Source organism: Marinomonas epiphytica (genome assembly GCF_054780655.1).
In genome coordinates, this window is the sequence record NZ_BAAGVX010000032.1 from 87,802 (window position 1) to 108,902 (window position 21,101).

Consider the following 21,101-nt stretch of genomic DNA (forward strand, 5'->3'; position numbering starts at 1 on the left):
GACAAGGTGTTAAACGTATTCGCTAAATGGAGGCTTTAGAGCTTACTGCAGAAAGTTACTTTCAATAAATTGACGACTTTGCTGGGCATTTTCTAAGGAACTGTTGTCTTTTGATGGGTCAACATCCTGCTCTACCGTGATCCAACCGTTGTATTCAATTTTCTCTAAGGTTGCACGAACGGCTTTAAAATCAACGCACCCATCACCTAATGGACAAAATACACCGTTACCAATAGCCGTATAAAAGTCCACATTGTTCGCCACAGTATGAGCCAGCACTGTGTCATTGATGTCTTTAAAATGAATGTATTCCACTCGGTCTTGGTAAGTTTCAATCAGCTCGGCAGGGTTTATATCAGCATAGCGGCAATGCCCAGTGTCGATGCATAGCTTCACTAGATCACTGTCTAAATCCGCCATAGCGCGGTCAATTTCATCTCGGTATTCAATAAAACTACCAGCATGAGGGTGAACCACGGGGATAATATTGTATTTTCGGCAAATTAGAGATAATTCAGTGATAGTGGTCATCATCTCTGCCCATTCATCATCAGGTAGTCGATAGGCTGTTTCAACCTGACCGGCTTGATCGGTACGTGGTGAAGAAACATGGTCAATCACCACCATATACTTGGCATTCTGAGCTTGCAGTAATTTGCAGGTTTCTTCCGTATATTCAAGAATTTCTGCGCGTTTATCTGCTTGATGCAGATGTTTAAAGATGGTACCAGCAATTAACTCCAAGCCATTCTCTTGTAGCTTACTAGACAACACTTGTTTATCGGTTGGTAGGTAACCTAACGGCCCCAGCTCGGTGGCTTTGTAACCTGCTAATGCGATTTCATTAAGCACGGTTTCCCACGCTGGGTTACTTGGGTTGTCGGCAAATTCGATTCCCCATGAGCAAGGGGCATTTGAGAGTTGAAGTTTCATTATTTTTATTCTTCCTTTAGTTATTTGACTGAGCAATAAACACATTAATGCAAGCGCTTGCAAAATGTCAATATAGAATTTTCATTTAGTTATTTTGACGATTTTATAAAGCCACTTCCCTCTCAAATTCTCTTAACCTCTGTCATCATTTCGCCATTTCCCATTCATCTTAACGTCATAATTTAGCTCTAGTCTTAAGGGTATAAACCGCAATTCCATACCCTTGGTGGAGCCAAACAGTGATACAAGTTGAACAATTGATTGCCAGTAAATCCCCCCAGTTCTTTGACAAAAGCCCCATCATTACTCGCCCCACAGTGAGTGTGTTAAAACGTTTATTCCATGAGTCCGAAGTCAACCAGTTTTTAGACCAAAATGGCGATTGCATGGGGTTCGAGTTTATTGACCGGGTATTGGATCACTTTAACTTTGGATATCAGGTCAGCCAGGTAGACCGTCGTAACATTCCGGCCAGTGGGCGGGTGATGATCATTGCTAACCATCCCCTTGGTGCGTTGGATGGCCTTGCCTTATTACGCCTAGTAGGTGAGATTCGTCCTGATGTCAAAATCGTCGGCAACGACCTGTTAATGGGATTCGAAGGATTACAAAATCTGGTATTACCCGTTGATAACATTGGCGGAAAAACAGGCCGCCAACAGTTAAAAGCCATTATGAATTGTCTGCATAATGAAGAAGCGGTAATCATTTTTCCAGCCGGAGAAGTTTCCCGCCTGTCACCGAGCGGTGTAAAAGACCAACGCTGGAATCACAACTACCTAAAGTTGGCTCAAAAGACCAACAGCCCACTGCTACCCGTGCATATAGGCGGGCGTAATTCTATGCTGTTTTATACCAGCTCCTTGGTATATCGACCTTTATCGACTATTCAGCTAGCTAACGAAATGTTTCGTCAAAAAAACAATAAGATTCCTATGCAAGTGGGGCAACCGATTCCCATTCAAGAGCTGGCTAACCTACCTCTTAGTGATAAAGAAAAAAACAAATTAGTTAAGCGCCATTTGTACCGTATCGCAAAGGGTAAAAAGCCTCTATTTAAAACGGAAAAGACAGTAGATCACCCACAAAACCGTCAACAAATAAAGTCTGAGTTAAAGCAGTCTGAACATTTAGGCAGCACTAAAGATAACAAGCAGATTTACTTATTTGATTACGACCCCTCTTCGGTCACCATGAAAGAAATTGGCCGCTTAAGGGAGATTGCATTTCGTAAGGTTGGTGAAGGAACTGGAGAGCGTACTGACCTTGATAAATTCGACCAGTATTATCGTCATTTAATACTATGGGATGAAGAAGAATTAGAGATTGTTGGTGCTTATCGCATTGGTGAAGTTGCCCGATACATGGAAGAAAATAGTAAGAATAAAATTTACAGTGCGGAACTGTTTCGTTATTCCTGTGAGATGGAACCCTATTTCGAGCAAGGTATCGAATTAGGCCGTAGTTTTGTTCAGCCTAAATATTGGGGCAAGCGCAGCCTTGATTACCTTTGGTATGGTATTGGCGCTTATCTTAACCGTAATCCTAAGATCCGATACATGTTTGGTCCGGTGAGCTTGAGTAACAGCTATCCTCAGATTGCCAAGGACCTCATCGTGAGCTTTTACAAAACATATTATGCCGACAAAGAACATTTAGCCCGCTCTTATACCCCTTATCAGGTATCTCCTGAGCATAAAGAACTTATACAAGGTATTTTTTCTGGCAACAGCTACGAAGAAGATTTCAGAGTTCTCAAAGAGCAATTGAGCCAGTTTGGGGCAACAGTACCCACGCTATTTAAACAGTACAGTGAATTGTGCGAGGAAGGAGGAGTTCGCTTCTTAGACTTTGGCGTAGACGCCGACTTTGGCTACTGTATCGACGGGTTAGTCTTAGTAGACCTAAATACAGTCAAAGAAGCGAAGAATAAGCGCTACCGTGGTGTTCACGTTTAGTGCTAATGATGTGACTTAGTGTGTTTATGTGCATGGTGCTTAGTTACTTGGTTAGGGTGCTCTTGATTAGGTGCGCGACGTATAAAAAGCAAATAGCACACCTTTATTAGGAGCATCACTGACAATAGAATTAACACTATTACTTGTAAGCTCATAACCTCACCTCATCCATTTGATTGGGGTAATCTCAGTATAGTCATGATCTTTGGGAGTGGGAAAAATTTACACTTTTGCTCCTTATGGCAGGATCATGTTTTTATTTAGAATGGAGCCACTGGTAAATTACTTTATAATAAGACTTGCCAGTTCACATGTTTGGCACGGGAGTTGCCTTTATCGAAGTAAGAAGCCTGTGAAGCCTGCTTTAGCGTCTCTATTGTCATAAAGAAGTGCGCCTCAAAATTGAGTCTAGGAGTGAAACATGATTGAGAAAAAGTACTTAAAAAGCAAACCAGAATGTAAAACGAAATTTGCCCTCTCTGCTGCCTTGCTTAGCAAGGCAAAACAAGTATCTGTGGTCGGTGACTTTAACAACTGGGATGCGACGGCTAACCCAATGCGCAAGCAAAAATCTGGAGTCTATAGCTCTACGATCAACCTTGCTATAGATAAATCTTATCAATTCCGCTACTTGGTAGATGGTCTAATCTGGCTAAATGATGAAGCTGCTGATGGTTATGCTACCAGCCCCATCAGTCATGAAGACAATTGCATCATTCACGTTTAGAGTATACCCAATAGGGAGCCGTGTTCTTGCCCTGCTCCCTATCCCTCCCCTTGTTTTTCTAGCTGCAAAGACAAAATGCACTTTTTTGACACAGCCTTACACATCACTACTGATGAAAGCTTCTCCTAAAAAGTGGTACAATTATTTTTATTGAACAAGCATTTAAATAAAACTTTTAAGACGGCTCAGCGTAGAGGATTCTCATGACACATAAACAGCAATACATTCACGGTCAGTATTTTCCATCTAGTAGCGGAGAATTTTTCTCGACTAGCAACCCAGCGACAGGTGAAGTCATTGAAACAGTTGAGCTCGCCGGTGCTGCTGAACTAGAAGCGGCTATCGAATCCGCCAAAAAAGGCCAAGCGGTTTGGGCTGCTATGAGCGCGGTAGAACGCGGCAGAATTCTTAAAAAAGCTGCAGACCTACTGCGCGAAAATAACGCTGAGCTTGCCCGCTTAGAAGTATTAGATACTGGAAAGCCCTTACAAGAAGCCATTTGTGTCGATATAGAAACTGGCGCTGATGTCATTGAGTATTACGCTGGCTTGGCAGATAAAATACAAGGTGACTATCAGGACTTAGGGGCTGGCAATTTCTTTTATACAAAGCGTGAGCCGCTAGGGATTTGTGCTGGTATTGGCGCTTGGAATTACCCTATTCAAATAGCTTGCTGGAAATCGGGGCCTGCACTGGCAGCAGGTAATGCCATGATTTTCAAACCCTCTGAAGAAACGCCTTTAAGCGCCCTCAAGCTAGCCGAAATTTACACTCAAGCAGGTCTGCCTGATGGCGTGTTTAATGTGGTACAAGGGGATGCCCGTACCGGCCAGTTAATTACAAATCACCCTGCCATAGATAAAGTATCTTTTACTGGTGAAGTAGGCACCGGCAAGAAAGTCATGGCCGCGGCTGCCCAATCTCTTAAAGAAGTCACTATGGAGCTAGGTGGCAAGTCACCAATGATCATCTTCCCAGATATGCCGGTAGATCAAGCCGTGTCTGCGGCTATGCTGGCGAACTTCTATACCCAAGGTGAAGTCTGCACCAATGGCACACGCGTATTTGTGCATCAGGATATCAAAGACGCGTTTTTAAACGAGCTTAAAACCCGCACTGAAGCTATGGTCGTGGGTGATCCTTTGAATATGGAAACCCAGGTAGGTGCTTTAATATCGAAAGCACACATGAATAAAGTCTTGAGTTTCATCGAAGCGGGTAAAGAAGCGGGCGCTACCCTTTTATGTGGTGGCTACCAAGTAACAGATAATGGACTAGAAAATGGTGCCTTTGTTGCACCAACGGTTTTTTCAGACTGCACCGATGACATGCCTCAAGTTCGTGATGAAATCTTTGGTCCTGTTATGTCTGTACTCAGCTTTACAGATGAAGAGGAAGTCATTGCTCGCGCCAACGATTCCAAGTATGGCCTAGCCGCTGGTGTTTTCACAAAAGATTTTGCTCGTGCGCACCGTGTGATAGCACGCCTACAAGCTGGTATATGCTGGATTAATGCATGGGGTGCATCGCCAGCGGAAATGCCTGTGGGGGGCTATAAAGAGTCGGGGATTGGCCGCGAAAATGGTATTGAAACACTCTATCATTACACACAAACCAAGAGCGTGTTTGTCGACTTAAACGATATTCCTAACCCATACTAAAGCGGAGCACAGCATGGCATCACAAACATACGACTACATCATTGTGGGCGCAGGCTCCGCAGGGTGTGTGTTAGCTGACCGGCTGACAGAGAGTGGAGAACATTCCGTTTTGCTATTAGAGAAAGGCGGCTCGGATAAAAGCATTTTTATTCAAATGCCCACGGCCCTTTCTTACCCAATGAATACAGATAAATTTGCTTGGCAGTTTCATACCGACCAAGAAGCCGGCCTTGATGGTAGAGAGATGCACTGTCCAAGAGGGAAAGTACTAGGTGGCTCGTCCTCCATTAACGGCATGGTTTACGTGCGTGGACACGCTTGTGATTTTGATGAGTGGCAGGAGCTCGGCGCTGAAGGTTGGGACTATCAACACTGCTTACCCTATTTCAAAAGAGCAGAGTCATGGCATCAAGGTGCGGATTTGTACCGTGGCGGCAATGGCCCTGTTGCCACCAATAACGGTAACAATATGACCTACAACCCTCTGTATCAGGCTTTTATTGCTGCTGGAGAAGAAGCGGGTTACGGTAAAACCGATGACTACAATGGTTATCGTCAAGAAGGTTTTGGCGCAATGCACATGACGGTCGACAAAGGTGTTCGAGCCTCCACTTCCAACGCCTATTTGCGCCGAGCTATGAAGCGCTCGAACTTAACCGTTCGTACTGGCGTGCTAAGTCATAAAGTACTACTAGAAGAGCAACAAGCCGTTGGTGTTGAGTTCAGTCAAAGTGGTAAGGTCGAGCAAGTAAGAAGCCGCAAAGAAGTAATTTTAAGTGCTGGCTCCATTGGTTCTCCACAATTGCTTCAGTTATCGGGCATAGGCCCAGCAAAAGTACTTGAGCAAGCAGGTGTAGAAGTTATCCACGACTTACCTGGAGTAGGCGAGAACCTGCAAGATCACCTTGAAGTCTACTTCCAATATTATTGTAAAGAGCCGGTTACGTTAAACAGTAAACTTGGCTTAATCAGTAAAGGTCTAATTGGTTCGCGCTGGCTTTTATTCAAAGACGGTCTAGGTGCGACTAACCACTTTGAATCCTGTGGCTTCATTCGCTCAAGAGCTGGTTTAAAGTGGCCGAATATCCAATACCATTTCTTACCTGCGGCCATGCGCTACGATGGCAAAGCCGCCGTTGCAGGACATGGCTTCCAGGTTCATGTCGGGCCGAACAAGCCGGAAAGCCGAGGCAAAGTGTGGATTACATCGGCGAACCCAAGTGACAAACCTCGTATTTTGTTTAATTACATTTCCACCGAGCAAGACAAACAAGATTGGCGTGACACCATTCGTTTAACTCGTGAAGTCCTACAACAGCCTGCTTTGGCCCCATACCGTGGTGACGAAATTCAACCAGGTATGTCCATCCAAACTGACGAGCAAATAGACCAATGGGTGAAAGAAAACGTAGAGAGCGCCTATCATCCGTCTTGTACCTGTAAAATGGGCAGCGACGATGATCCTATGGCCGTGCTTGATGCACAATGCCAGGTGCGCGGTATGAAACGCTTGCGCGTGGTAGACTCTTCTATCTTTCCTTCTATTACTAACGGCAACCTCAATGCTCCTACCATAATGGTAGCGGAAAAGGCAGCCGATGCAATTTTAGGGAAGCAAGCCCTAGAGCCTTTAAATGCTGAAGTTTGGATTCATCCAGACTATGCCAGTAAACAAAGATAAACAAGCTAACAAAAAAAACCCTAACGAGAGTTAGGGCTTTTTTGCTCAAAGGTCAGTGTTTATTGAAACTCAAACACCGCAAAACCTTTATCATCTAACGATTTAAACATCATATTGTCTGGCGCCAATGCACGAGCATTTGGAGAGCTGACAAACTGAACTTTTGCCTTACCAAAGTCCGTAAACTGCCAATTGTTGTCCACACTTGGGTTAATGGTTTTTTGGCTCAACAAATAGTTGGCCACTACATCACGGTTTTTATCTGGCGCATCAATGACAATGGTATCACCTGATAAGTTAGGGAAATGACCACCGCCTGTGGCACGATAGTTGTTCGTCGCAACTAAGAAGTCAGCTTGTAAATCAATTGGTTTGCCTTGATAAGTCACAGACTCAATACGACGCGCCTCAGGATGAATAAGAGTACCTTCTTTATCATAACGAGCAGGATCAGTTACATTAATCTTATAGCTAATACCATCAATGACATCAAAGTTGTAAGTTGGAAAAGCACTGTTAATGAGTGCTTGAGGAGCACTTGAATTAGGATCAATTTGATTAAACTGACCAGCCGCCACTTCTAACCATTCAATGACTTGCTCACCCGTTAACTTAACGACTTTCAAGTCGTTAGGGTAAATATACAGGTCACTGACATTTTTCAGAGCGATGTCGCCTTTCGGTACATCCGTGTAATATTCTGGGCCACCACGACCGCCAGCTTTAAACGGCGCGCCTGCAGACAGAATAGGTAACCCTTCATAAGACGTACCACGAACAATATTTTTTACATACCAGGTCTGTGCATTGTTCACTACTTGAATAGATGGGTCATCTTGCACCAAAGAGAAGTAACTATTAATACTGCCTGTTGACTCACCCACTTTACGGCGCATGTAGCTTAATGTGCCTTGATGCTCTGTTTCTACGGCGTCATTAATGGCCGCATCCGCAGTTACAAGAGGAATCTTCTTACGACCGTCACGACGGTAAATTGCTCTTACAGATGCTTGGCCGTCAACAACGTCCCAACCACCTTCATTGTTTTCATCTAGTACTAGGTCTACTACCCCTAAATGTGACCCCCAAAAGCCTGGCATAGTAGCAAAAGTGCCAAATACTGTACCCTTCTCGCTGTCTACTTCTGGAAAGTTAGCCAGTTCTTTGTCACCTGGGAATACTCGATGAGAGTGACCAAATAGAATTGCGTCGATGCCATCTACTTTGGCTAAGTGATAACTCGCGTTTTCTTCGCCTTTTTCATAAGCAGAAGCCTTCATACCACTGTGCGGAATAGCAATAATGACATCAGCTCCTTTTGCTTTCATTTCAGGGACATAGCGATTAGCCGTTGCAATAATGTCTTTCGCTACGACCTTGCCCGTCAAGTTGTCTTTATCCCAGGTCATGATTTGTGGAGGCACAAAACCGATGTAACCAATTTTTACAGTTTGCGGTTGGCCTTCTGAATCAATTACCGTTTTTTCTTGAATCAAGTAAGGCTGAAAGTACGGTTGGTCATTACTAGGATCTTGATCGCCATCGTCTAAGTACACATTAGCATTCACATAAGGAAAGTTCGCTCCACTCAAACTTTTCATCAAAAAATCTAAGCCGTAGTTAAACTCGTGATTACCAATATTAGCAACATCGTAGTCCAGTAGATTCATCGCTTTATAAGCAGGGTGTGTTTCACCAAATCTCAGTACTCGACCTTTCGCGACAAAGTCCCCTAGCGGTGAGCCTTGTAACAAATCACCATTATCGACCAAGACTGAATTCGTCACCTCAGCCCTAGCGGCCTTAATTAAGGTCGCGACTCTAGATAAGCCCACAGTATCACTTTGCTTATCCCCATAATAATCATAATCGACGATATTCATATGAATGTCCGTCGTTTCCATTACTCGTAAATCAATGGTTGAAGCTATTGCCGAAATAGGCAGTAGCGACACGGTTGAAGCAAGCAGCGCCGCTTTCTTGAAAGAAAAAGTTGGCATATTCATTCCCCGAACTAAGTGTATGTTGTTACTTATTATTTATATTGGCTAAAAAAAGAGTTCTATGGCCATTTATTAACCAAGCAGACAACTTTCATCATATAGATAAAAGATGAATATTTCATGATGTTTTTTATTAAATGACTATTTAGTTATTTTTTCAACCAGCGCCAGAAAAACAGCATTCGCAATAAGGCACCAGCCACATAAGTAAAAGCACAGGCAGTTAGAATACGCCTCACCTTAATACTGTCCTCAGAGGAGATATAATTCCCTTGCCTTAAAATAGGCATGGCTTTGTTGAAGCTCGCATCCCACTCTTCAGGCAAGATAATCAATTGAATTAGCACTGCCAAGAACCCAGAAAGTACGACTACGCCTGCGTGCAGAAAAGCGGTATAAGGTAAATGTAGCAGTACAGAAACGATTGGCCAGCCTAACAGTAGGATGCCACTGGCTCGATGCAACCAAATAGCGAAAGGCCGATACTGACTAGACAACCTTGCTATTGGTTGCTTTTTTTCATGAGCAATCGCGTGTCCCACTTCGTGAGCTGCCACAGCCACAGCAGTTAATGAGCGCCCTTTATAAACACTTGGGCTTAACCGCACCTTATGCTCAGCGAAGTCAAAATGATCTTGTCCTTCTCGAGTTTGTTCAACTTGCACTTGTTCCAACTCGAACCGCTTGATCAGGTGCTTGGCCAATTCAGCTCCTGTACCTGGAATCCTTTTTAAATCCTGACGGTAGCGCTTTAATGTCCACTTAACCCAAAGGCTTGGGCCCACGGTTAATACCAAGAAAAGAACAATTAATAGAAAATAAAACATAGAATCAGCCTAACTGGATGAATAAACATAAGCTTACCTTTTATCACTAAGATCTATCCCGTACACTGGATAAAGTATTCAGCCTGCAGAAAAGAACACCCTTAACGTTAACGCAAAACGGCAACGAGTGACCATGAAGAACCCCTTTATTGTACCCATTTTGGCACTGTTAAAGCAGAACCTAAATGGCATGAAAGAGTTTGAAATTCTCAAAAGCCTGACGCAGCAATTTCCTGAGTTTAATCAGCTTAGCAAAGACAGCAATTTACAATTATTTCGCCAACATTTCTTGATTATGAATGCCTTATATCAATTACAGAAAGACCTTTGGCAGGATGAAAACCTCTACCTTTCCATACACCCTCTATCTATTAAAATTAGCCCAGCAACACCAAGCGAAGAGCCCTTACAGACGAACCTACATGATAGCAGCAACGCCAAACTGGCAAGCTATTATCTTGACTGGCAGGCCTATCAAACCACAGATGAAGAGGGAGTAGTGCATTTATTAAGCCGCTTTTTTAGTGGTTTAAACGCCCCTGAGAAAAACCAACAGGCGCTTCAAGTTCTTGGTTTTGTTTGTATGCCTAACGATAAAAGTGACATTAAAAAGCAATATCGAAGGCTCACGAAAAAACACCACCCTGATTGTGGCGGCGACACAGAAACTTTTATTAGTATTCGTCAGGCCTATGAGCAACTCATGCTGTAAAGATACTTGATCTGTAAAAAGTATATGGGCAAGCTGTAACCCTCTTTTAGGTAAATGACAATTTGGTGTTTTATGGCCCATCCGCTTTTTTCTTTCTCTTCCCTTAGGCACAGTTTCGCTCGCTTAAGTTGTATTACTTTTCTTCTCACTCTTGCGGCCTGTAATCACAGAGAAATAGACCACTCTAATGATTTTGCAAACAATGGACGCGATACTCAAGGGTTCAAAAGAGAGTCCTTGTATTTAAAAGAAAGCTTACCGCCACATCTGCCCCGCCCTGATATCAGCTTTGCGAATGGTTTAGAGCAACAGCGCCTGTTTCTTAATAAAAACACCGATGCCCAATACCCATTAGAGAACATAACAGTCACTCGGCAGGACCTTATTGGCACACTCAATAGCATTCAAACTTGGTTAGATAATCCAAGCCAGCAACCAGATCTGACTGCCTATCAGCTAGCAGGGCAAGATCAGCGTGGCAACGTGCAAATTACTGGTTATTATGTCCCTGTATTAAAAGTCAGAAGAGTCGCTGATGATGTGTATAAATACCCACTTTATCGCAAACCACTACCCTTAGATGACGGCAGTTTCCCAAGCCGGGAAGAAATTGATTTTGAAGGCGCTCTGGCTGACCAAGGCTTAGAAATTGCCTATAGCGCTAGCTTGGTCGATAACTTTTTCCTGCATGTACAAGGCTCTGGCATGGTTGAGTTTGCGGACGGAACACAAGAGTTATTATCTTGGGGCGGTGTAAATGGACACGCTTATCGTAGTTTGGGGAAAGAACTTATTGAAAGAGGTGAGATAGATCGTGCAGACATTTCGGCACAAAGCATACGCCAATGGTTGCAAGAGCACCCAGATAGAATGCGTGAAATTTTATCGACGAACCCAAGTTATTTGTTTTTCAGTGAGGGACTAGAGAAGCCTGTCGGTGCAGCCAATGTACCACTGACCCCACTCTATTCTGCTGCAGTAGACCCTAGTGTCATCCCATTAGGTGCGGTGCTATTAGTACAAACTCCACAGTTGGACCCCCAAGGCAATTTGCTAGGACATGAATTCAGGTTACTGCTAGCCCAAGATAAAGGCGGAGCCATTAAAGGGCCCGGTCATATAGATTGGTACCAAGGTGTGGGCCCAGACGCACAATTTCATGCGGGTCAATTGAAGCACTTCGGAAAAGTTTGGTTGTTATTACCCCGACAACACTGACCTAGACTTAGCCCATCACCTAATTTAATTTAAAGCTGATGGGCAAGACGATTTGTAAAAACGCCTCATTCATACCTTGAGGGAATTTTGGTAAGGGGGTGGCCCGTTTCATCATATCAAGGACGGCTTTATCTAAGCGCTTATAACCCGAACTTTTTTGAATCTGTATATCAGACACCTTCCCATCTGGATACGCAATGAAAGCAAGTGTTACAACCCCCTCTTCATTACGGCGCCGGCTCGCTCTAGGGTAACGTTTATTCTGGGCCAAAGCTGCACTCAATTGCGTGAAGTAATCCGCTTTCGCCCCTTCATTGCCGCCGTTATTAACCGAATTAGACACTCCGGTTGAAGCTTTCAACGAGGCAGAGGATTCCACATCGGCTTGCTGAGCTTCACTGGTGGCCGGCTTAGCACTAGGCGCGTCTGCCTTTTTTTCCACTTCCTGCTCTGGTTTAGGTTCTGGTTCAGGCTCTGGTTTAGGCTCTGGCTCTGGCTCTGGCTCTGGCTCTGGCTCTGGCTCTGGCTCTGGCTCTGGCTCTGGCTCTGGCTCTGGCTCTGGGAGAGTAATGGGTGACTCCTGTTTTACTTCAACAGGTTCAACGATTGGTTCTGGCTCAACGATTGGTTCTGGCTCAACGATTGGTTCTGGCTCAACGATTGACTCAGGTTCAACGATTGGTTCTGGCTCAACGATTGGTTCTGGCTCAACGATTGGTTCTGGCTCAACGATTGGTTCTGGCTCAACGATTGGTTCTGGCTCAACGATTGGCTCTGGTTCAACCTCTTCAGCCATTGCCAAAGTATCTTGAGTCACACTAGTATCGGCACTTTCTCCCATATCGCCAAGCATACCAAGGTCAAATTCAATGCCTTGTGTACCAGCCGCTTGGCTACCTTGTTTTGGTGCTGCAAACACAAGATAAAATGCGCCAGCATGTAGTGATAACGCGATCAGGCTGGCGACCAACCAATGACGTGTAGCGATCATGGGGTTGCTCTCTCCAATTGCGTCGCGATACTCACTTTAACAAGGCCTGATTGGCGAATTTTTTGGAAAACAGGTCTGAGAGTATCCAATTCAATCTGACCATCTGCTTTTATTTGCACCCAAAAGGCATCAGGATTGGATGACTGCACGAACTCATTTTCCAAATAAGGCTGAATATCTATAATTAGCACTTCCTTGTCATCCATGAAAATAGTGCCGTCTTGCCCTACTACTAAAACAACATTGGGATCTGTTTCTGAGCGGGCTTCATTAATGGAGCTAGGTGGAACAATGTCGATTGGATCTGACTTTTTAATCTGCCCCGCTACCATAAAGAAAACCAGCATCAAAAATACCACATTAATCAGTGGTACCATGTTGTCATCACTGGAAGAGCCCGAGCGAGACGCATATTTTTCAACCAGTTTCATGGCGACTCCGGCGTAGTGAAAGCATTCGCAATTGAAACGCTTTGTGCACCTGACTGTTTCAGACGATCGGCTAAAGACATTAAGCTTTGTAGGGTCACCCCGCTTTCTGCCTTAACGATAAAGATCCCTTCAGGATGTTCCTTAACCAATTTCGTAAACGCGGCTAGATCCCCTAATTCAATGGTTTGCCCTTCTAACCATACTCGACCATCATTAGCCTGTAGGGTTAACGTGAGAGAGTCATGTTCTTGTGGGTCCGCTGAACTTTGAGTTTCTGGACTTGATAATGGCGTGTCTACAATGCGCCAAGGCACAAAGCTTGAAGTCAACATGAAAAACAACAACAAAATAAAAACGACATCAATTAAAGGGGTTAGGCTGATAGCTTGCTTGCGTTTTGGTTGCCCCAAATTAAGCGGCATGTAAAACCTCTTCCTTAGGCTTTTCAGATGTTTTTGCTTTCGCGCAAGTGAACACTTGCGTCACTGCATCATTCATGTTCTGGGCGACCCGCTCAACTTTGCGCTCTAGCCAGCTGTGTAAACTAACCACAGGAATGGCAACGGCCAAACCTACCGCGGTGGTTAACAATGCTTGCCAAATACCGCCTGATAACACAGATGGGTCTACCTGACTCCCTGCTCCTTCCATTTGCTGAAAGGCGGTAATCATACCCAGCACGGTTCCTAACAAACCTAATAAAGGGCTTAACGTAGCGATGATTTCTAGTGGGCGTAAGTACAAACGTAGCTGGTGCAAGTGCTTCATGGCACGGCGTTCTACTTCTTCACGAATTAGAGCGGTATCTTGATTTGCAGCTTGAATAGATTGAATGCTAAAGGCAACTAATGAATCAATCGGGCGAGCAGTATTTAAAGCTTGCAACGCACTGGCTTCTTTACCCACTCGCCAATGCTCTAAAGCACGGTCTGAGTTAGCTAAACTTTCTGCTCGCAAGGTTGAAAACTGCCACAGCTTCAAAATAACAATACTCAGAGCAACAACCGAAAAGACCATTAAAATCCAAACAACCGGCCCACCTACGACGAGAAAGTCGATAATTTGTTGCTGTACTAAGTCGTCCACGATTGACTCCCACTTAAATGAATACGTATAAATGGTATTCATTCTCAACCGCATTTTCAATAGTAAGACAAAAAATTACGCATTATTAATTGTAAAGATGACTCAATAGGTTTTTAGCCTTTGTCATTTATACACTCTGTTCAATTCGCCTGATCACTCTTTGGTACATAAACCAAGCAAAAATGCCTGCTAATAGGTTACCTACCAGCACACCAAAAAAGAGTCCATGTAAGCCAGCTAATTGCGCTCCAAGCCACAAGCAAGGTAAGAAAAAAGCAAATAATCTAAATGCCGAAATGGTAAGACCGGTATAAGAGCGGCCTAGAGCATTAGAGACTGACACCATGATCATGCAGATCCCCAACGCGCCTAAGCTAAAAGGCACTATCATCAGGTGCCAAGCTAAAATACTGGCGACAGCGTCTTCCTTAGATAAAATATTTGCTAGGGTACTGGCACTAAAAAAAGCAAGTAGAGCAATGGCAAGCTGTAAAGCTAGTATAAATCGTCCTGCGATTTTCACCACTTGCTTCACCTCATGAATTTGTTTAGCGCCGAAAAAGCGCCCAACCATTGGAGGCAAAGACATGGTGAGTGCTAAAACAGGCACAATAACAAAGAACTCAAACCTTGAGCCTAACGCCCAGGCTGCCACTGCCGTAGTACCAAAACCAGCAATCAGTTTCGTGGCTAACATGGAAGACACCGGCGGTAATAATTGACTCACCATGGCGGGCCCCATGATATGAGCAATTTCTTTTAAACTAACCAGTAACTTTAAAGAGGCCCAATCCCAACTGGCCCAGTGGCGCGACATCACTTTAGGGGCAATAATCAAAATACCGATTAAAAAAGCGACAACCGTTGCCATAGCAGCCCCTTCAATACCCAACCCTAGTGTGAAAATAAAGATTGGATCTAGGGCCATGTTGAGCAAGCTAGTTAAAATCATACTGATGCCCGTTAGCATTGAGTTGCCATTCGCCCGACAAATACTATTAAAGCAATACAATACTCCACCAAACCAGGCACTTAGTAACCAATAGGGCCAATAACCTTCAATCGTTTGATAAACATCTTGCGGGGCACTTAACAGCGCTAATAAAGGATACCTGAGTAGCCATATCACCCCACAAATGAAGCCAATACCTAAGCTACCGATGAGAAGCACCAGTCCACCCAATTGACGAGCATAATGAGTATTTTTACTACCTAATGCTCTAGCAATGATGGCCGTTGTTGCAATACCTAAGCCAACTTGCACACCGACAATCACCATTTGGATAGGAAGCGTGAAGCCTTGCACCGCTAAGGGCAGCACCCCTAACTGACCGATAAAAGCACTATCAACAAGTTGAAAACTCATTAATGACAAAATGCCAAACAGCATAGGCCAAGTCATCGTAAAGAGTTGGCGCCCTATAGAAGGCGATAAGGTAGAGTCTGTGGTCATTGTTTGTGGTCTTTTGGAGTTAAATAATAACGCGTTATTTTAGCCGATAATTACCACAGATAGATGACAAGAAAAGCGATAATGCGATTTTATAATCAGCTTAATCTTCTACGGTAACGGTTAGCATACACCAATAACAAAATGCCGCCTCCAGAGAATAGGGCAAAGCCTAATGCTAAGGGTGTGACGGTTAAGTGGTAAAACTGACCTATGATGGTGGCCCCAATAATCGCAATAAAACTGGAACAAGATGAAATCATAGAGGCGGCTAAGCCCGCCACCTTGCCCAAAGGTTCCATAGCAAGCGCGTTAATATTCCCAAACACCATACCAAGGCATGCAAACATCAACATACCTGCTCCTATAAACAGGGCCAAAGGCGGAACACCATCAAACCAAATACAAAAGACTGTGAGCACTACTGCGGTGGTAAACATGATAAAAAGTGCGGCAGAAACACAGTGAGTCATGCCTACTTTTTGTACTATTCTCGCATTAAGTAGATTCGCGATCGCCGAACCTAGGGCTAACATGGCAAAATATAAAGGAAAATCCTTACCAAGCTGATAGATATCCTGAAATATTGACTGAGCAATACTCAGATACAACATTAAGCCTGCAAAAATCAGCCCAGCAATTCCCGTATAAGCAACCACATCTTTTCTGGCGAGAATGTATTTGGCGCTGTTTAGCAATACAGATACTCTTAAAGGCTTTCTATTCGACCGATCCAATGTTTCTTGCTGCCTAAGCATGAGCCAACTCGATGCAAACAGTGCTTGTATAATCAGCACGCCAAAAATCCAATGCCAATTCCCAAATGACAACACAAATTGCCCAAACGCAGGAGCCAACATCGGGACTAGGATAAAAATCACCATGACATAGGACATAATGCGCGCCATGGCTGCCCCTTTATATAAATCACGAATGAGTGCCCTAGAAGCAATTTTCGGCGCCGAAACACCAAAGCCTTGTATCACTCGCCCCACTAGCAACATAGTCAATGAGGTGGACGACATAGCAATTAAAGAGCCTACAATGTAAATCCCTACGCCAATGAGAATGCTCGATTTACGCCCGATGGCATCAGAAAGCGGGCCAAACAATAGTTCACCAAACATCATTCCAAAGATTAATGCTGAAATGATCCATTGAGTTTGCTGGTAGTTCGTCACTCCTAAGTCATTTGCCATACTAGGAAAAGCAGGCAACATAGCATCGATACTTAATGCTGTTAGCGAAGTAATGATAGCAAATAGCGTAATAAATTCTTTTTCAGGTAAATGCCTTTTTAGCCACATTTTATTACGGTCCCTTTACTGCTATAACCTTGCTATTAATCAGCCACAATAACACAAAAGCTTGTCGAAATTTCAGTCTTAATTCCTTACTATTAAAGTCGATGTTGGTTTTTCCTTGTTAAGTAGGCGTACATGGAATTTATTTGGTTGTTATTTGCGTTTGTGTGTGGACTTGCGGTGAAGTTAATCAACCTACCGCCTCTCATTGGTTTTTTAGCAGCTGGTTTCTTGCTCAATTTTTTGGGATTTGAACCCAGCTCTACTCTAGATTCCCTAGCTAATGTTGGTATTACTCTAATGTTGTTCAGTATTGGCTTAAAACTACAGGTTAAGGATCTTCTAAAACGAGAAGTTTGGGCTTCTACCTTATCTCATATGGGAGTATGGACACTCCTGTTTGGTTCATTGGGTATACTGTTAGCCTTTTTTACCTTACCTTACTTCGACTTGCTCGATTATCGTACTGCGGCATTAATTGGTTTTGCTCTGAGTTTTTCTAGCACTGTGTGTGTCATAAAACTATTGGAAGAATCCGGCGAATTGAAAACTCGGCATGGTCAGTTGGCACTGGCTATTCTGGTCATGCAGGACATTGTAGCGGTTGTCTTTCTTGTTGTTGCAACCGGTAGCATTCCTTCTCTTTGGGCTTTTGCACTGTTTGCTCTGATTCCTGCTCGCCCTTTATTGAATCGTATTGTTGATCAAGCAGGACACGGCGAAATGCTTCCCTTAACAGGGTTCTTCCTTGCTCTTGGTGGCTATGAGTTGTTTTATCTCGTTGGTGTTAAAGGAGATTTAGGTGCGTTAGTCATCGGTATTTTGCTGGCATCACATCCTAAAGCCACAGAGATGACCAAGTCATTATTAAACTTTAAGGACCTTTTTCTAATCGGCTTTTTCTTATCCATTGGTTTTTCAGCGTTACCAAATTTCTCTATGGTGGCTATCAGCTTAATCATTACTCTGGTGATTTTAATTAAGTTTGCCTTATTCTTCCTATTACTCACCCGTCTGAAACTTCGCGGCCGAACGGCTTTTTTGTCTTCCTTAGTTCTTTCCAATTACAGTGAGTTCGGTTTGATTGTCGTTGCGCTAAGCGTCACCAATGGCTGGCTACATAAAGAATGGCTGGTAATTCTTGCTCTTGCCGTTTCTTTTTCATTTGTAATAACTAGCCTCATCTATCGAAACGCGCACCGCCTATACCGCCGTAATAAAGAAATCATTAGGCGTTTTGAACAAGACACCTGCTTAGCACAAGACATTTTCATTCAACCCCCCAACGCTGAAGTATTAGTTGTTGGCCTTGGCCGAGTTGGACGCAGCGCCTTCGCCTCCTTAAAATCGTTAATGGGGAATAATGTGGTTGGGATGGATGCTGATAAAAATCGTATTTCTCTCATGCAATCAGATAGTGAAAATGTGTTTTACGGTGATGGCGAAGACGCAGATTTATGGGAAAAGCTCGATACTCGCAACATTAAGCTAGTACTGTTAGCGCTACCAATCGCTGAAGACAGCACAAATATCGCAATACAGCTACGTAAAGCTCATTACCAAGGGCAAATAGCAGCCATTGCGCGCTACCAAGATGAAAGAGACGAACTCATTAGCGCAGGCATTGATAACGTCTTTAACTTCTACAAAGAAGCAGGTATGGGTTTTGCAGAAGAAAGTTTACAGCTTATCCAGCCCCCAAAATGACCTTCTTCTTAATTTCTTATTTTAACATATACGGGAGACCTAATGCCCCATAGGCTAAATGAGCGAGAACAACATAATGGGAGTTTTTTTGATGAGATATTTAAACCGCTCACTATCCCTAACGAACACAAAGATCGCTTTCGCTTCTACCAATTTTGTACTATTGCAAGAATCCTGCCCCTTGCTTTAATTGCCACCTTATGCTGTTTAGCTGGCGGGCTATACTTTGCTTGGGGAGAAATTCATCCCGAATGGCTAGTTGTGTGGGCCGGCTTATTGTTTATCATTGCCGGTTTCGACTTCGTAATATGGTGGCTTTACATAGTACAAAAACGCTTTCAAGAAGTGGGCCTAGGAATGGTCAATCTCCTTACACTCTCCATTATCACAGCAAGCTTTTCATATGCTCTTTTATCGATTCACTTATTTAGCATTTTTAGCGATCGAGAGCGGATCTATCTTTTAGCCATTGTGGCGGCCTTCATCAGTAGCGGTAGCTGGATGTTCGCGAGTGTTCCGAGAATTGGTCTGGGATGGGCAATTACGTTTTGTGCTTCTCTGGTTGTAGGCTGGATAATAAGCTTCGGTGCAAGCTACTGGCTACTTTCTTCTCTTACCTTAATTTACGGTATCACATTATGCTGTATGATTTTGATTTTTGCGCGACGGTACTTAGAGGTGCTCTTAGCCGAAGCCGAAATTGAACGCCAACACCAGACAGTTCGCCTATTACTGAATGACTTTGAAGAAAATGCCAGTGATTGGCTGTGGGAAACCGACTCATCAGGACGCTTACAATATCTTTCGCCAAAGTTAATCGAAGCTTGGCAATTCGACCCTAGTGAACTCAACAACCAACCATATACTCATGTACTAGGGACGCTACTGGCAAATAATGTTGAGGAAGCAAAACATACGTTTTCTCATCTAGCCGGCTTATTCCATACGCATAAAAGTTTTAATCACTACCGTTTGCCCGTAAAGATAAACGATGAGATTCGTTGGTGGTCGTTAACCGCCAAACCCTTGTATGGAAAAAAACAACAGTTTATTGGTTGGCGTGGTGTAACTTCAGACATCACAAGCGATGTATTAAGAGAGCAAGAAATGTTGCGTCAAGCTAATACAGACACTCTCACAGGTATTGGCAACAGGCAATTTTTTAATAACTGTCTAAAAGGCTTTTTTGACAAACATACCCCTTATACAAAATGCGCTCTTATATTACTTGACCTTGATAATTTTAAATCGGTCAACGATTCATTTGGGCATATAGTAGGGGACCAACTGATTACGGAAGTTAGTCATCGTTTAGCAAGGTTTCGTTCAAGCAAAAATCAGCTGGCTCGCTTAGGTGGGGATGAATTTGCCTTCATAGTATCAGACTACGAGTCAGAAGAAGCATTACTTAACTTTACAAAGCAACTAAGAAAAAGTTTAAGTGCCCCATGGCAATTCGAAGGCGGTGAGATAAACATTCTCGCCAGTATTGGCATATCCACTTCTTCAAATAATGAAACCCAAACGATTGAAACCCTGCTTCGCGCTAGTGATCTTGCGTTATATGCAGCAAAAAACTCTGGACGGAACACGACCCGTGTCTTTGATCCTACCTTAAGAGAGCAGGCAGACCATAAACACCAAATTCTGAGTGAAATGCGCCAGGCTATTCTTATGAATGAGTTTCAGCTGTATTTTCAACCGAAGATCAACTTAGCTGACGGAAAAATACAAGGGTTTGAAGCCTTGGCGCGCTGGCAGCACCCCAAAAAAGGGATAATTACACCAGACAAGTTTATCTCAATCTCAGAGGAGAGCGGTCTCATTATTCCCTTAGGAGCATGGGTTTTAGAGAAAGCATGTCAGTGCGCTTTAGATTGGCCTTCTAATTTAACGGTTGCAGTAAATGTGTCTGCTCATCAGCTTAGCAAAAAAGATTTTCTCAGCGACGTAAGGAATACCTTAGATAAAACAGGTTTGTCACCTGAACGATTAGAAATAGAAGTCACAGAGTCTGCACTGTTAAAAGAACAGTTAGAAACGATTCAATTGTTATCAGGTCTTCAAAACTTGGGCGTTAAAGTCGCACTAGACGACTTCGGAACAGGTTTTTCATCACTGTCTTACTTGCAAACTTTACCAATCGACATTCTTAAAATTGATCAATCCTTTATCAACAAAACTGATAGCGATTCAAAAGCTTTTGCTATCGTGCAAAGCATTACACAGCTGGCTCATGCATTAAACCTGAAAATAATCGCAGAAGGGATAGAAAGGAAAGCCCAGGTTAAAAGGCTTCTTGAGCTGAACATTGAGGCTGGGCAAGGTTATTTATATGCTCGTCCAATGCCTGACAATGAGGTGAAGCGGTATATCAAAAGCATCGGTGGGTAAATTTCAAAATAAAAACGC

The 21,101-nt window shown here is 43.5% G+C and carries 17 protein-coding genes; 8 read left to right on the forward strand and 9 right to left on the reverse strand.

Going from position 1 to position 21,101, the window contains the following annotated elements:
* Positions 1–42: 42 nt before the first annotated feature.
* Positions 43–933 carry a TIM barrel protein gene (locus ACYVGZ_RS10045; RefSeq protein ID WP_460754788.1) on the reverse strand — a complete coding sequence of 297 codons (891 nt, stop codon included), beginning with the start codon at positions 931–933 and terminating at the stop codon, positions 43–45.
* 239 nt (positions 934–1,172) lie between these two features.
* Between ACYVGZ_RS10045 and olsF the strand changes: the two genes are divergently transcribed.
* The 4 genes from olsF to betA all read left to right on the forward strand — a co-directional run bounded on the left by olsF (position 1,173) and on the right by betA (position 6,960).
* Positions 1,173–2,891, forward strand: a complete 1,719-nt coding sequence (olsF, locus tag ACYVGZ_RS10050) for a bifunctional ornithine lipid synthase OlsF (RefSeq protein ID WP_460754790.1) — start codon at positions 1,173–1,175, stop codon at positions 2,889–2,891.
* A gap of 421 nt (positions 2,892–3,312) precedes the next feature.
* Positions 3,313–3,618, forward strand: a complete 306-nt coding sequence (locus tag ACYVGZ_RS10055) for an isoamylase early set domain-containing protein (protein WP_460754793.1) — start codon at positions 3,313–3,315, stop codon at positions 3,616–3,618.
* A gap of 203 nt (positions 3,619–3,821) precedes the next feature.
* Positions 3,822–5,279, forward strand: a complete 1,458-nt coding sequence (gene betB / locus ACYVGZ_RS10060; protein ID WP_460754795.1) for a betaine-aldehyde dehydrogenase — start codon at positions 3,822–3,824, stop codon at positions 5,277–5,279.
* A 13-nt stretch (positions 5,280–5,292) separates the two neighbouring features.
* The gene (gene betA / locus ACYVGZ_RS10065) at positions 5,293–6,960 is read left to right on the forward strand and encodes a choline dehydrogenase (RefSeq protein ID WP_460754797.1); all 1,668 of its coding nucleotides are present in this window, start codon (positions 5,293–5,295) and stop codon (positions 6,958–6,960) included.
* 59 nt (positions 6,961–7,019) lie between these two features.
* On the opposite strand, the gene ACYVGZ_RS10070 is transcribed toward betA, so the two are convergent.
* Both ACYVGZ_RS10070 and ACYVGZ_RS10075 read right to left on the reverse strand, forming a co-directional pair.
* Complete coding sequence (locus ACYVGZ_RS10070; RefSeq protein WP_460754800.1) at positions 7,020–8,960, reverse strand: bifunctional 2',3'-cyclic-nucleotide 2'-phosphodiesterase/3'-nucleotidase; 1,941 nt, start codon at positions 8,958–8,960, stop codon at positions 7,020–7,022.
* A gap of 152 nt (positions 8,961–9,112) precedes the next feature.
* A complete protein-coding gene (locus ACYVGZ_RS10075) occupies positions 9,113–9,790 on the reverse strand; it encodes a zinc metallopeptidase (protein ID WP_460754803.1) in 678 nt (225 codons plus the stop codon).
* A 133-nt stretch (positions 9,791–9,923) separates the two neighbouring features.
* Here ACYVGZ_RS10075 and ACYVGZ_RS10080 point away from each other — a divergent pair, with 133 nt between their 5' ends.
* Positions 9,924–10,502 (forward strand): DNA-J related domain-containing protein, encoded by a 579-nt coding sequence (locus ACYVGZ_RS10080; protein ID WP_460754806.1) that lies wholly within the window; start codon positions 9,924–9,926, stop codon positions 10,500–10,502.
* 72 nt (positions 10,503–10,574) lie between these two features.
* Positions 10,575–11,720: a murein transglycosylase A gene (mltA, locus tag ACYVGZ_RS10085; protein ID WP_460754808.1), complete on the forward strand. Its 1,146-nt coding sequence runs from the start codon at positions 10,575–10,577 to the stop codon at positions 11,718–11,720.
* Between the two features lie 19 nt (positions 11,721–11,739).
* Here the strand turns inward: mltA and ACYVGZ_RS10090 are convergent, their stop codons facing one another.
* The 6 genes from ACYVGZ_RS10090 to ACYVGZ_RS10115 all read right to left on the reverse strand — a co-directional run bounded on the left by ACYVGZ_RS10090 (position 11,740) and on the right by ACYVGZ_RS10115 (position 16,985).
* Positions 11,740–12,711: an energy transducer TonB gene (locus tag ACYVGZ_RS10090; RefSeq protein WP_460754811.1), complete on the reverse strand. Its 972-nt coding sequence runs from the start codon at positions 12,709–12,711 to the stop codon at positions 11,740–11,742.
* A complete protein-coding gene (locus tag ACYVGZ_RS10095; protein ID WP_460754814.1) occupies positions 12,708–13,142 on the reverse strand; it encodes an ExbD/TolR family protein in 435 nt (144 codons plus the stop codon). Before ACYVGZ_RS10095 ends, ACYVGZ_RS10090 begins: the two co-directional genes overlap by 4 nt.
* On the reverse strand, positions 13,139–13,564 hold the full coding sequence (locus tag ACYVGZ_RS10100) for an ExbD/TolR family protein (protein WP_460754817.1): 426 nt from the start codon (positions 13,562–13,564) through the stop codon (positions 13,139–13,141). The genes ACYVGZ_RS10095 and ACYVGZ_RS10100 overlap by 4 nt, the downstream gene beginning before the upstream one ends.
* Positions 13,554–14,228 carry a MotA/TolQ/ExbB proton channel family protein gene (locus ACYVGZ_RS10105; RefSeq protein WP_460754820.1) on the reverse strand — a complete coding sequence of 225 codons (675 nt, stop codon included), beginning with the start codon at positions 14,226–14,228 and terminating at the stop codon, positions 13,554–13,556. Before ACYVGZ_RS10105 ends, ACYVGZ_RS10100 begins: the two co-directional genes overlap by 11 nt.
* Before the next feature lie 127 nt (positions 14,229–14,355).
* Entirely contained in the window at positions 14,356–15,681 is a 1,326-nt protein-coding gene (locus ACYVGZ_RS10110; protein ID WP_460754822.1) for an MATE family efflux transporter, read from the reverse strand.
* Between the two features lie 95 nt (positions 15,682–15,776).
* Positions 15,777–16,985, reverse strand: coding sequence for a multidrug effflux MFS transporter (locus tag ACYVGZ_RS10115; RefSeq protein ID WP_460754825.1), 1,209 nt, complete (start codon positions 16,983–16,985; stop codon positions 15,777–15,779).
* Between the two features lie 132 nt (positions 16,986–17,117).
* Here ACYVGZ_RS10115 and ACYVGZ_RS10120 point away from each other — a divergent pair, with 132 nt between their 5' ends.
* Both ACYVGZ_RS10120 and ACYVGZ_RS10125 read left to right on the forward strand, forming a co-directional pair.
* On the forward strand, positions 17,118–18,689 hold the full coding sequence (locus ACYVGZ_RS10120) for a cation:proton antiporter domain-containing protein (protein ID WP_460754827.1): 1,572 nt from the start codon (positions 17,118–17,120) through the stop codon (positions 18,687–18,689).
* A gap of 42 nt (positions 18,690–18,731) precedes the next feature.
* Positions 18,732–21,083 (forward strand): putative bifunctional diguanylate cyclase/phosphodiesterase, encoded by a 2,352-nt coding sequence (locus ACYVGZ_RS10125; protein WP_460754830.1) that lies wholly within the window; start codon positions 18,732–18,734, stop codon positions 21,081–21,083.
* Positions 21,084–21,101 lie beyond the last annotated feature (18 nt).